At 71.6% G+C, this 12,414-nt stretch carries 11 protein-coding genes; 10 read left to right on the top strand and 1 reads right to left on the bottom strand.

The genetic code is table 11. The features are described 5' to 3' along the window. The 5 genes from VKT83_01570 to VKT83_01550 form a co-directional block, all read left to right on the top strand. Positions 1 to 156: chlorite dismutase family protein (locus tag VKT83_01570; GenBank protein ID HLY21136.1), on the top strand; the 156-nt coding region annotated here is incomplete at its 5' end. 55 nt (positions 157 to 211) lie between these two features. Beyond that, a complete protein-coding gene (locus tag VKT83_01565) occupies positions 212 to 751 on the top strand; it encodes a DinB family protein (GenBank protein ID HLY21135.1) in 540 nt (179 codons plus the stop codon). A 34-nt stretch (positions 752 to 785) separates the two neighbouring features. Continuing rightward, entirely contained in the window at positions 786 to 1,316 is a 531-nt protein-coding gene (locus tag VKT83_01560; protein ID HLY21134.1) for a DinB family protein, read from the top strand. Continuing rightward, positions 1,313 to 3,472, top strand: coding sequence for a hydantoinase/oxoprolinase family protein (locus VKT83_01555; protein HLY21133.1), 2,160 nt, complete (start codon positions 1,313 to 1,315; stop codon positions 3,470 to 3,472). Before VKT83_01560 ends, VKT83_01555 begins: the two co-directional genes overlap by 4 nt. Next, positions 3,459 to 5,177, top strand: coding sequence for a hydantoinase B/oxoprolinase family protein (locus VKT83_01550; protein HLY21132.1), 1,719 nt, complete (start codon positions 3,459 to 3,461; stop codon positions 5,175 to 5,177). Before VKT83_01555 ends, VKT83_01550 begins: the two co-directional genes overlap by 14 nt. Before the next feature lie 8 nt (positions 5,178 to 5,185). Here VKT83_01550 and VKT83_01545 read toward each other — a convergent pair whose 3' ends face one another. After that, positions 5,186 to 7,177: a S9 family peptidase gene (locus VKT83_01545; GenBank protein HLY21131.1), complete on the bottom strand. Its 1,992-nt coding sequence runs from the start codon at positions 7,175 to 7,177 to the stop codon at positions 5,186 to 5,188. A gap of 148 nt (positions 7,178 to 7,325) precedes the next feature. Here VKT83_01545 and VKT83_01540 point away from each other — a divergent pair, with 148 nt between their 5' ends. The 5 genes from VKT83_01540 to VKT83_01520 all read left to right on the top strand — a co-directional run bounded on the left by VKT83_01540 (position 7,326) and on the right by VKT83_01520 (position 12,412). Continuing rightward, entirely contained in the window at positions 7,326 to 9,050 is a 1,725-nt protein-coding gene (locus VKT83_01540; GenBank protein HLY21130.1) for a glucose-6-phosphate isomerase, read from the top strand. Further along, positions 9,047 to 10,597: a glucose-6-phosphate dehydrogenase gene (gene zwf, locus VKT83_01535; GenBank protein HLY21129.1), complete on the top strand. Its 1,551-nt coding sequence runs from the start codon at positions 9,047 to 9,049 to the stop codon at positions 10,595 to 10,597. Before VKT83_01540 ends, zwf begins: the two co-directional genes overlap by 4 nt. After that, positions 10,587 to 11,369, top strand: a complete 783-nt coding sequence (gene fabG, locus VKT83_01530) for a 3-oxoacyl-ACP reductase FabG (protein ID HLY21128.1) — start codon at positions 10,587 to 10,589, stop codon at positions 11,367 to 11,369. Before zwf ends, fabG begins: the two co-directional genes overlap by 11 nt. A 161-nt stretch (positions 11,370 to 11,530) precedes the next feature. Further along, positions 11,531 to 11,869, top strand: coding sequence for an STAS domain-containing protein (locus tag VKT83_01525; protein ID HLY21127.1), 339 nt, complete (start codon positions 11,531 to 11,533; stop codon positions 11,867 to 11,869). Positions 11,870 to 12,031: 162 nt separating this feature from the next. Continuing rightward, positions 12,032 to 12,412 (top strand): RidA family protein, encoded by a 381-nt coding sequence (locus tag VKT83_01520; protein HLY21126.1) that lies wholly within the window; start codon positions 12,032 to 12,034, stop codon positions 12,410 to 12,412. Positions 12,413 to 12,414 lie beyond the last annotated feature (2 nt).

Genomic DNA, 12,414 nt, shown 5'->3' with positions numbered 1-12,414 from the left:
GTCGTCGGATACGAATCCGACGATCTCGCGCGCTTCTCTGAGCTCGTCACCGTGCTCCGCAGCACCGCGGCCCGGCCGTATACGCTGCGCGACACGCCCACGTTCGTCGGCCGGTATGGCGCGGTGGAAGACGTCATCCGTTCGGTCATCGGATAGGCGGCGCCTGCGCACACCGGTGCGCGCGCCGACTCGCTAGCGCGGAGGTGCCGTGATGGATTACGCGCACGTCTACGACGTCCTGACCCAGGCGCGGCAGCGTCTTTTCGGCTGGGTGCGTCCGCTGAGCCAGGAACAATACACGCAGCGGTTCCCGTTCGGCATGGGGACGATACGCGCGACCCTCATCGAAATCGCCAGGGTGGAATTACTCTACAGCATGCGGCTGCGGGGAGAACCCCTGCCGCCGCCGCCCCTCAATGACGACTTCCCGATCAACGAAACCCGCCAGCCCACCTTCGCGGACCTCGAGAAGGTCTGGACCGCCCAAGCGCCGCAGACGCGGGCGACGCTCGCCGGCACCACCGACTGGTCGAAGACGGTAACCCGGCGGCTCGAGCAGGGCGATAAGGTGGCAATCGTGACCGTCAGCAAAGCCGAGATCGGAGTCCAGATGCTGATGCACGAGGTGCACCACCGCGCCCAGGTGATGGCCATGCTCAAACAGTTGGGCGTCGAGGCGCAGAACCTCGACTATATCGGGTTCGTGGCGCGGCGCGAGGAGTATCCCAAAGACAAAGCGCCCCGGGCCTGACGCCGCGCGCATCGGCGTCTCCCCGGACATCGCGATGGCGACGCGCGCGATCGACGCGGCCCGCGTCTACGGAGTCCAGTCGCAGGCCCGCCGGCGCCTGTTCGACTGGGTCCGGCCGCTCACGCAGGCGCAGTACATCCGCCCGTTCCCATTCGGCCTCGCCACCCTCCGGGCTACGCTGATCGAGATCGCGGCGACCGAATTCTATCTGAGCGCCCGCCTGGAAGCGGGTCCGCTGCCGCCGATGTCGGAGTGGCCGATTGGAGAGGATCGCCAGCCGGCATTCTCCGATCTCGAGGCGGTGTGGGAGCCGCAGATGCGCCGGGTACAGGCCGTCCTCGAGCAGACCGCAGATTGGGACCGCGAGGTCACCTCCGAACTCCGCTGGCCGGACAGAGCCATTACGCTGACCGCGACGAAGGCGGACATCGCCACGCAGTTGCTGCTCCACGACGTGCACCACCGCGCGCAGGCCATGGCCATCCTCCGCCAACTCGGCGTGCCCGCGCAGGATCTCGACTACATCGGGTTCGTGCAGCGGCGGAACGCACCGCCTCGTCAATGACGGCCGCGCCTCGCTCCGCGCGTGGCTGGTACCGTGTCGGACTGGACATCGGCGGCACCTTCACCGACCTGGTGCTGCTCAACGAGACGACCGGCGAGCTGCGCCTGCACAAGGTTCTGACGACGCCCGAGGATCCCGCCCGCGCCGCCCTGGCCGGCCTGCTGGCGCTCTGCGCCGCGGCGGGGGTCGCCGTGGGCGACGTGACCGTCCTCGTGCACGGCACGACCCTCGTGACGAACGCGATCATCGAGCGCCGCGGCGCGCGCACCGCCCTGCTCACCACGCGGGGCTTCCGCGACATTCTCGAGATGGGCAAGGAACAGCGCTACGACATCTACGATCTGTTCCTGCGCTTCCCTGACCCGCTCGTGCCCCGGCGGGACCGCCTCGAGGTCGACGAACGCGTCGCGGCCGACGGCGAGCTGCTGGCCCCGATCGATCGCGACGCCGTCCGGCGCGTCGCGGAACGGCTCGCCGCCGACGGGATCGAAGCCGTGGCCGTGGCGTTCCTGCATTCGTACCGCAACCCGGCGAACGAACAGGCCGCGCGCGCGGCGATTCGCGACGCCGCCCCGGGCGTCGCCGTGTCGCTGTCGAGCGACGTCGTCCCCGAAATTCGCGAGTACGAGCGCACCTGCACAACCGTCTGCAACGCGTACGTGCAGCCGCTCCTCGACCGCTACGTCGGGCGCCTCGAGTCGACGCTCGGCGAGCGCGGCTTCACCGGCCGGTTCACGCTGATGCAGTCGACCGGCGGCGCCGCGGCGCCGGACACCGCACGGCGCTTCCCGATCCGGCTGCTCGAGTCCGGTCCGGCGGGCGGCGCGCTCGTGACCGCGTTCTTCGGCGGGCCCCTCGGGCTGCGCGATCTCGTCGGCTTCGACATGGGCGGCACCACGGCGAAGATCTGCCTCATTCGCGACGGCCGGGCGGCCATCGCGCCGGAGATGGAAGTCGCGCGCGTCCACCGCTTCAAGCGCGGCTCGGGACTGCCGGTGACGGTGCCCACGGTCGACATGATGGAGATCGGCGCGGGCGGCGGCTCGATCGCCTGGATCGACTCGCTCGGGTTGCTGAAGGTGGGACCGCACAGCGCCGGCGCGGAGCCGGGTCCGGCGTGCTACGGCCGCGGCGGCCGGGCGCCGACGGTTACCGACGCCTGCCTCGCGCTCGGGTACTTCAATGAAGCATCGTTTCTCGGCGGCACGATGCCGCTCGACCGGCCCGCCGCGGTCACCGCGCTGGAGCGCCTCGGCGAGCCGCTGCGCCTCGACGCGGTGGGGACGGCCTGGGGCATCCACCAGATCGTCCTCGAGAACATGGCGGCCGCGGCGCGGGTCTATCTGATCGAGCGCGGGCAGGATCCCCGGCGGTTCGCGCTAATCGCCTTCGGCGGCGCCGGCCCGTCGCACGCCGCGCGCGTCGCGCGCATCCTCGGCATGTCGGATGTCATCGTTCCGCCGGCCTCGGGCGTGGCCTCCGCGCTCGGGCTCCTCGTCGCGCCGGTCAGCGTCGAGCTGGTGCACTCCCTGCCCGGACCGCTCGACGGCCTGCCGTGGGATCGCGTGGCCGCGTTGTACGCGGAGATGGAGGCCCAAGGCCTCGGGGCGCTGCGGGACGCCGGTGTCGCGCCCGGGTTGATCGTACGCGAGCGGCGCGCGGAGATGCGCCTCCTCGGCCAGTTCCACGACATCGAGGTGCCGGTCCCGGACGGACCCCTCGGCCCCGACGTCGCCGCGCGATTGGCGGCCGCGTTCGAGGCGGAATACCGCCGCCGCTACGGCGTCTTTCTCTCCGACCGCCCGATCCAGGCGCTGAACTGGCGGCTCAGCGTGACGGGCCCCCGGCCGGACGTCCGGCTGCGCACGGGTGACCCGGGCCCGGCGGACGCAAGCGCGGCCGTGCGGACGCGGCGGCCGGCGTACTTCCCGGAGAGCGGCGGATTCGTCGAGGTACCGGTATACGACCGCGATCTGCTGCGCCCCGGCATGCGGGCCGACGGGCCGGCGATCATCGAGGAACGCGAAGCCACCACGGTCGTCGGCCCGGGCGACCGGCTCACGGTCGACGCGGCCGGCAATCTCCGGCTGGCCGTAGCCCGGCAGGCGAGACAGCCGGCTTCTCTTCACGGAGGCCGCGGCCATGGCGCGGACTGACGCTCCGCGGCTTCCTGCCCGCGGCGATTCGCCGTTCGATCCGATCTCGCTCGAGATCATGTGGAGCCGCCTCATCAACATCGCGGAGGAATGCTGGATCACCATTCTCCGCACGGCCTTCAGCACGATCATCGGCGAGGCCCAGGACTTCGGGTGCGAGCTGCTCGACGCGGACGCCGAGTCGATCGCGCACTCGCCGCGGTCAATGCCGGTGTTCAACCTGTCGCTGCCGCTCGCCGTGCGCCACATGCTGCGCGCCTTCCCGAAGGAGACGCTGCGCGATGGCGACGTGCTCGTCACCAACGACCCGTGGATGTGCGCCGGACATCTCTACGACCTCGCCGTCGTGACGCCGGTGTTCCGGCGGGGCCGCGTGTGCGCTCTTGTCGGTTCGATCGCCCACGCCTCCGACATCGGCGGGACCCGCGACTCCCTCAACGCGCGCGAGGTCTACGACGAAGGGCTGCAGATCCCGCCGCTCAGGCTGTACCGGCAGGGCGTCCTCAACGACGACCTCATGGCGGTGATCGGCGCCAACGTCCGCCGTCCGGAGATGGTGCTCGGAGACATCCAGGCTCAGGTCTCGAGCAACCGGATCGGCGCGGAACGGCTGCTCGGGTTCATGGACGAGTACGGCCTCGACTCGCTCGCGGCGCTGGCCCACACCGTGCAGTCGCGGGCCGAACAGGCGATGCGCGACGCGATTCGCGCGGTGCCGGACGGCACCTACCGCAGTGAGGTCTGGTACGACGGCCTCGACGAGCCGCTGTGTCTACCCTGCGCCGTCGTCGTCGCCGGCGACGAGATCACCGTCGATTTCACCGGCGCGCCCCCACAGCTGCCCCGCGGCGGTATGAACTGCACCTACCACTACACGGCCGCCCACACGACCTATGCGCTCAAGTCGATCCTGACGCCGGAAATCCGGTCCAACGCCGGATGCTATCGTCCGTTTCGGGTCATCGCCCCGGAAGGCTCGGTCCTCAACTGCCGGCATCCGGCGTCGGTCAACGAGCGCACGCACACCGGCTGGTATCTGGGGCCCGCCGTCTTCCGCGCGCTCGCCGGCGTCCTGCCGGAGCGCGTGCAGGCGTTCACGGGACTCCCGATCGGCATGGGCAGCTACGGCCGTGACGCGGAGGGACGTCCGTTCAACGATCATCTCTTCCAGGGCGGCGGCCAGGGCGGGAGCGCGCACGGCGACGGCACGTCCGCCCTCCTCTATCCCACGTCGGCGGCCAACGTCTCGGTGGAGATGTTCGAGAGCCGGACGCCGCTCATCGTGGAGTGCAAGGAACTGATCGCGGATTCCGGCGGGCCCGGCCGCTACCGCGGCGGCCTCGGGCAGCGCGTCCGCATGGGCCTGCGCCGGCCGAGCCCTAATTCGGTGCTGGTCGACTTCCGCCCGCACGGGATGCTCGTGTCGACGCCGGGGCTGCACGGCGGCCTGCCGGGACGCCGGGCCCGCGCGTTCGTCGTCGAGAACGGACAAGTCCGCGAGGCGAGCGCCACCGTCGGGGTCGCCGAACTGCGCGGCACCGCGGAGCGCGCGACGATCGAGATCGCGGGCGGCAGCGGCTTCGGCGACCCGGCGACGCGGCCGGTTCCGGAGATCCAAGCCGACGTCGACGACGGCTACATCACCGCGGACGGCGCCGCCGCGTACGGCGCGGAGATCTCTCCTGGCGGGAGGGTCCGACGGTGAGCCGGGAGCTACTCCGCGGGCCGCACGTACCGCCCGATCCACTCCACGACACGCCGCACGACGTCGACGCGGTGGCTCGGGCGTCCGGTCCCCCGAAAGCCGTGGCTCTGCCCCGGATACCGCACGAACTCCACCGGCGCCCGGCCGGCCGCGATCAGCCCCGCGAACAACTCCTCCCCCTGCCCGATCGGACAGCGGTCGTCCGCCTCGCCGTGCACGATGAGCGTGGGCGTCGTCGCCCGCTCGACATAGTTGATCGGCGAGAGGCGGCGGTACGTCTCCCGCTGCGTGACCACGTCGCCGCGCATCTCCCACTCCCCGAACCACGGCCCGATGTCGGAGGTTCCGTGAAACGACTCCACGTTCACGACCGGCGCGCCGACGACCGCGGCTTTGAAGCGGTCGGTGTGCGTGATCGTCCACGAGGTCATGAAGCCGCCGTAGGAATAGCCGGACACGGCGAGCCGGTGCGCGTCCGCGGTGCCGTCGGCCACCAGCGCGTCGACCGCGGCCAGCTGCTCCGGTAGGTCTCGCTCACCCCAACAGCCGCGGATACCGAGCGCGAAGGATTTGGTGTACGATCCGGAGCCGACCGGGTTCAACTGAAGCACGGCCCAGCCCTGCGCGGCGAGGACGTAGGTGTGCCAGAGCCCCGATGGGAACAGCGGGCCGGCGTAGCTGGCCGGTCCGCCGTGGATCTCGACCAGGAGGGGCGCGGGGCGGCGGCCGTCCACCGGATGCGTCACCCACCCGTCGAGCTCGCCGCCGTGCGGGCTGGAGAACCGGCGGTGCTCAACACGCGGCAGCGCGAGCGTGCTCAGCCAGGCGTCGTTGACGCGGGTCAACCGCCGCTCCGTGGAGCCGTCCGCGCCGCACACGAACAGGTCGGCCGGGATCTGCGGATCAGACGCCGTGTAGGCGAGCCGTCCCCCGGCTTCCGTCACGCTCTGGATCTGGCGATCGCCGCCGACGACCGTGGCGACCGCGCCGTCCGGCACCGCGGCGCGCACCACGTGCGTGCGGCCGGCATCGGCGGCGAGGAACGTGATGGCCCGGCCGTCGGGCGACCAGATCGGCGGCGCCGACACCTCGTGCGGCCGCGCGAGCACCGCGCCGCGATCGTACCCGCCGGTGAGACGCCGAGGCGCTCCCCCCGCGGAGGGCACGAGCCAGACCCGCGCCATGGGGTCGCCGAACCCCCGCTCCTGCTCATCTCCTCCGAAGCAGGCGATCCACGCGCCGTCGGGGGACCACGCCGGCGCCACGGCCCGGCCGATCTCGCTCGTCAGCCGGCGGGGTTCGCCGCCCGACGCATCCACGGTCCACAGGTCGAAGAGGCTGTAATCGGCCGCGCCGGCGCGCGCGCGAACGAACGCGAGGCGGCGGCCGTCGGGAGACCACGCCGGACCCGCGTGCTCGGCGTCCTCATGAGTCACCTGCGTGACGCGGCCGTCCGCCACGGTGAGCACGAAGACGTGATGGCGCCGGCCGAACGTGTAGCCGAAGCCGTCGGCTTTGTATTGCGCGCGCGTGACGAGACGCGGGCAGGAGGCGTCCTTCGCCCGATCCGCCGCCGCGGCACCCCCGGGAGACCCGGGACCTGCGTCGACGTCGGCGCGGAACGCGATGCGGCCGCCGTCGGGCGCCCAGACCGCGGGTCCGGCCCCGTATGGAAGCGCCGACACGCGGCGCGGCTCACCGCCCTCGAGCGGGAGCAGATACAACTGGTTCGCGCCGTCGCGGTCGGAGAGGAACGCGAGCGTCCGGCCGTCCGGCGACCACCGCGGGGCGCTGTCGCGCCGGCCGCGCGTTAGCTGAAGAGATGCCTCGCCGCCGCCGCTGCCGGCGACCCAAATCGACGAGCGGTACTCGTCGGTAGCGGCGTCGATTTCGGTGCGAACGAAGGCGACGCGGCTTCCGTCCGGCGAGATCTGCGCGTCGGAGAGGATCACGAGGTCGGCGAGATCTTCCGGACGCGGCGCTCGGCGCTGTGCGGACATGGCGGCCTCCTTGAGGATGTCGGCGCGGGGACGCCCGGGGACGAATACGGGCCGGATGCGGCGCGATCCTTGCCGCGGTAGGACACGCGGCGGCGGGACCGAACAGGATCGGGCAGGCCATCCCGCGCGCCACCATCTGAGGAGACCCATGCCCCTGACGTTCGGGTTCTCGGCGTCACCCCAGGACGAAGCGGCCGTCGACGAGCGCCTCGAGGCGCTGGCGCGGGAGCGCTTCGTGGAGCGGTTGTGGGCGAGGGATGCCGCGCTCTGGACGAGCGATCCCGCGGGTCAGGCCGTGGTGCGTGACGGCCTCGGCTGGCTGCGCGCGCCGGCGGCGATGACTGAGGCGCTGCCCGATCTGCGCCGCTTCGCCGCCGTCGCGACAGGGGCAGGCTATCGTCAGGTCCTGCACATGGGGATGGGTGGCAGCAGCCTCGCGCCTCTCGTCTTCGAGCGGACGTTCCCCCAGACCGGCGGTCTCCTGCTCTCCGTGCTCGACACGACCGATCCCGCGACGATCCTGGCGGAGGACCGGTGGGCGGCCGGCGCCCAAACGCTGTTCATCGTGGCGAGCAAGTCCGGCACGACCGCGGAGCCGCTCGCGTTCGGCGAGTACTTCTACGCGAAGCGGCAGGCCGCGTCCGGCGACCGCGCGGGCGAGGACTTCCTTGTGATCACCGACGCCGGCACGCCGCTGGCCCGGCAGGCCGAAGCGCGAAGCTACCGCCGCGTCTTCACCAACGCCGCGGATGTGGGCGGCCGGTACTCCGCGCTCACGTATTTCGGACTCGTCCCCGCCGCCCTCGCCGGCCTGGACCTGCCGCGGATGCTTGAACGGGCGGTGGGTATGGCCGAGGCGTGCGGACCGTCGAATCCGCCCGAGCGGAACGCGGGCGTGCGCCTCGGCGCGATCATGGGCGAGCTCGCCCGGCGGGGCCGCGATAAAGTGACGTTCATGGTCTCCGAAGCCGTGACCACGTTCGGGACCTGGCTCGAACAGCTCCTCGCCGAAAGCACCGGAAAACAAGGGACGGGCCTGCTCCCGGTCGCCGACGAGCCGCTCGGCGACGTCGGTGCGTACGGCTCGGACCGGCTGTTCGTGAACCTCCGCCGCCGGGGCGACACCGGCGGCCCGGTCGAGGCGCGGCTCCGCGCGCTCCGGAGCGCCGGCCATCCCCTGGTGACCGTCGAGATGAGCGACACGATCGACGTCGCGCCGGAGTTCTTCCGATGGGAGATCGCGACGGCCACCGCGGGCGCGATCCTCGGCATCAACGCCTTCGATCAGCCCAACGTCCAGGAGAGCAAAGACAACACGAACCGGCTTCTCGACGTCGTCCGCCGCGAGCGCCGCCTGCCCGAACCGTCGCCGTCCCAGATCGACGGCACGCTGGCCGTGTACACGGACGCGCCCGAGGCCAACCTGGCGGCGACGCTGGCGCAGTTTTTCCGGGCGCGGCGCCCGGGTGGCTACATCGCCCTGCTCGCGTATCTCACCGAGGCGCCCGAGACGCACCGGCGCCTCACGGCGATTCGCGCTCGGCTGCGCGATGCGACGCGCCTGGCGACGACGCTCGGGTACGGTCCGCGCTACCTGCACTCGACCGGGCAGTACCATAAGGGCGGCCCGCCACACGGACTGTTCCTGTTGATCACCGCCGACGACGCCGAAGACGCGCCCGTGCCCGGCCAGCCGTACACGTTCGGCGTGTTCAATCGCGCACAGGCGCTCGGCGACCTCGAGGCGCTGCGCCGGCACGGCCAGCGCGCGCTGCGCGTGCACCTGCGCGGCCCGGTGGACACCGCGCTCGAGCGCCTCGAGGATCTGACGGCCGCGGCGCTGGCGGCCGCCGGCGAGTTTCCGGCGACGTGAGTCCGCAGGCCGGGCCGCCGTCAGGAGCCCACGAGACCCACGCGGAGGCGCGCCCGGGCCCGACAATTATGGTGATCGTCGGCGCCGGCGGCGACCTCGCGGCGCGCAAACTGTTCCCCGCCCTGTACAACCTGTCGGTCGACGGCTGGCTGCCCGAACGCTTCGCCGCGATCGGCCTGGATCGCGGTCCGATGGACGACGACGCGTTCCGGCGCCACGTCCGCGAGGCGGTAGACCGCTTTTCGCGACGCGGCCGCACCGAGCCGGCGCGCTGGGACGCGCTCGCCCCGGCGATCACGCGGCTTCGCGGCGATCTATCCAGCCCCGCGGGAGGACGGGCGCTCGCCGACGCGATCGCAGCGCTGGAACGGCTGTGGCGCACGCCGGCGCAGCGTGTCCTCTACCTCGCGACTCCGCCGGCGGCCGTTGAGCCGATCGCGGCGGGCCTCGGCACCGCCGGCCTCGCGGACCATGCGCGCCTGGTGGTCGAGAAGCCCTTCGGGCGCGGCCTCGACTCGGCGCGTGCCCTCACCGCGGCGATCGGGCGCGTGTTCACCGAGCGGCAGATCTTCCGGATCGATCACTACCTCGGCAAGGAGACCGTGCAGAACATCCTCGCGCTGCGGTTCGGGAACACGCTCTACGAGCCCGTGTGGAACCGCCGGTATATCGCCCACGTGCAGATCACGGTCGCCGAGACCGTCGGGGTCGAGCAGCGCGGCGCGTACTACGATCAGGCCGGGGCGCTGCGCGATATGGTGCAGAACCACCTCCTGCAGATTTTGTGTCTCGTCGCGATGGAGCCGCCGGTGTCGTTCGACGCCGACGAGGTCCGAAACAAGAAAACGGACGTCCTGCGCGCGGTGCGCCGCCTCACGGGCGACGTGGCGGCCGCGGCGGTGCGCGGCCAGTACGGCCCGGGAACGATCGACGGCGCGGCGGTCCCCGGGTATCGGGCCGAACCCGGCATCGCGGCCGAGTCCTCGACCGAGACGTTCGCGGCGCTCCGTCTGTTCGTCGACAACTGGCGGTGGCAGGGCGTCCCGTTCTATCTCCGCACCGGCAAGCGCCTGCCGGTCAAGGCGACCGAGGCGCTCGTCCAGTTTCAGCCGGCGCCGCACCTGCCCTTTCCGCCCGCGACCGTCGAGCACTGGCGGCCCAATCAGTTGATCGTGCGCATCCAGCCCAACGAGGGCGTGATGCTGCGGTTCCAGGCGAAACGTCCCGGCCCCGTGATGCACCTCGACACGGCCGACATGGAGTTCGATTACTGCCGCGCGTTCGGCGGCGAGCCGCCCGAGGCGTACGAGACGCTGCTGCTCGACGTCATGTGGGGCGACGCCACGCTGTTCATGCGCGCGGATCAGATCGAAGCGTCGTGGTCGATCGTGCAGCCGGTGCTGGACGCGTGGCGGACGGCGCCGCCGGACGGCCTGCCGGCATATCCGGCGGGCACCTGGGGGCCGCAGGCCGTGGACGCCCTCCCGCAGCGCGATGGACACGCGTGGCACATGCCGAGCGTCGCGGAGACGGCGCGTGGATCTTAATCTGCGGGGCCGGCGCGCCCTCGTGACCGGCGCCAACTCCGGCATCGGACGGGCGATCGGCCTCGCCCTCGCGGGAGAAGGCGCCCGCGTCTGCATCAACTACGTCACGCATCCCGACGCGGCGCAGGCCGTGGTGTCGGAGATCACGGCGGCGGGCGGCGCCGCGATCGCCGCGCAGGCGGACGTGGCCGATCCGGCGCAGGTCGGCCGCATGTTCGCGCAGGTCGACCGGGCCTGGGGCGGCCTGGACATCCTGGTCAACAACGCGGGCATCGACGGCCCGCGGGCGGCGGGGTGGGAGCAGGCGCCCGACGCGTGGCGCCGCGTCCTCGACATCAACCTGACCGGCGCCTACCTGTGCGCGCGCGAAGCGCTGCGGCGGATGGTCCCGGCGAAGCGGGGGGTCGTGGTGAACCTCACGTCCGTGCACGAGCGAATTCCGTGGACGGGCTACAGCGCGTACACGGCGAGCAAGGCCGGCCTCAGCATGCTGACGAAGACGCTGGCCCAGGAAGCCGCGCCGTCCGGCGTGCGGGTGGTGGCCGTCGCCCCGGGCGCGATCCAGACCCCGATCAACCAAGACGTGTGGAGCGACCCGGCGCAGCTCGCCAACCTTCTCGGCAAGATCCCGATGGGCCGCGTCGGCACGGTGGACGAGGTCGCGCGCATGGTGGTCGTGCTGGTCTCCGACGCCGCGGCCTATGTGACCGGAACGACGCTCTTCGTCGACGGCGGGATGACGCTCTACCCGTCGTTCATGCGCGGCGGATAGCGGTGCCCGCACTGACGTTCGGGATGCTGCTGTGCTCGGATCATACTCGACGGGATCCGCGGCAGTTTCGGGTTCCGCTAGATCGGGCCTTCGCAGTATTGCGCACTCGCCGCCCGTCCCCTAAATTATCGCCTTGGCACGGGCGGGCCAGGGGTGGGGACGTGCAGTACCTTCAAACGCGGGTCGAGGTCGGTCCCGGGAATGTCACCGTTGTCGCCTCGGGAGAGGTCGACCTCGGCACCACCTCGGTGCTGGCGAACGCGATCGCGGACGGGTTCGCGAGGGGTTCCCGCGTGATCGTGGACCTGAGCGGCCTTCGACACTTGGACGCCTCCGGCATCCGCGTACTCCTGGGCGCCGCGCGCGCGTACGGGTCGCGCCTTGTGGTGGTCGTCTCCAATCCCGCGATAAGTCGCTTATTCGATATTCTCGGCCTCAAGGGCGTGGTGGCAATCGCACCGTCGCTTCCGGCGGCGCGGGACTACCTTCGCAACCGGTAGACGCGCCCCTCCGGCGCAGGCCACAGGCGACGGCCGCGCATTCCGCGGCCTAGTCCCCGTCAGGGGGAAGGCCCGCGGCGTCCACGAAGTCAAGGACATCCCGGCCGGCTGCCCTGCGCCACCACGTCATGACAGCCAGCCGTCACACTCCGGAGGTGATCGATGGCCCGCCAGTCCGTGTTTCCGTCAAGCCGTCCCCGCCCCGCGTCGCCGTACTCGCCCGGTATCAAGTACGGCAACCTTGTGTTTACGTCGGGGCAAGTCGGCGCGGACCCGGCCGGGCAGGTGCCGCCGGGCATCCGGGAACAGACGCAGAACTGCCTGGACAACATCCAGGCCGTGCTCGAGGCCGCGGGGACGAACATGGCGCACGCGCTCAAGGCCACCGTGTTTCTCACCGACATGGCCGACTTCGCGGCGATGAACGAGGTCTACCGCAAAGCGTTTCCCGGGGACCTGCCGGCGCGCTCAACCGTCGGCGTGAGCGCGCTCGCACGGCCGGAGCTGAAGGTCGAGATCGAAGTGGTGGCCGGAATTCCCTAGGA

Source organism: bacterium (assembly GCA_035308905.1).
GTDB lineage: Bacteria > Sysuimicrobiota > Sysuimicrobiia > Sysuimicrobiales > Segetimicrobiaceae > DASSJF01.
This window is presented reverse-complemented; position numbering and strand designations above follow the sequence as displayed.